At 67.1% G+C, this 359-nt stretch carries 1 protein-coding gene; it reads left to right on the top strand.

Annotation, left to right across the window (positions count from 1 at the left end; genetic code table 11):
• On the top strand, positions 1–359 hold a 359-nt coding region (locus A3764_RS00785), incomplete at both ends, for a thiamine pyrophosphate-binding protein (protein WP_269085010.1).

Here is a 359-nt window from a genome sequence, read left to right as displayed (position 1 = left end):
TCGACTTCATCAACTGCAGGCACGAGGGCGGGGCGAGCTTCATGGCCGCCGCATGGGGCAAGCTGACGGGTAAGCCCGGCATCTGCATGGTCACGCGCGGCCCCGGTGCCACCAATGCCTCCATCGGTGTGCATACCGCCATGCAGGACAGCGCGCCGATGCTGCTCTTCGTGGGTCAGATCGGGACCGACATGCGCGGCCGGGAAGCCTTTCAGGAACTCGACTACCGCGCCGTGTTCGGCACCATGGCCAAATGGGCGACGGAGATCGACGATGTGGCGCGGATCCCCGAAATCCTCGCCCGGGCATGGAAGACGGCAACGACGGGGCGGCCCGGTCCCGTCGTGATCGCCTTGCCC

It is taken from the genome of Sulfitobacter sp. HI0129, assembly GCF_001635395.1.
In the GTDB taxonomy this organism is placed as follows: Bacteria; Pseudomonadota; Alphaproteobacteria; order Rhodobacterales; family Rhodobacteraceae; genus Sulfitobacter.
This window is presented reverse-complemented; position numbering and strand designations above follow the sequence as displayed.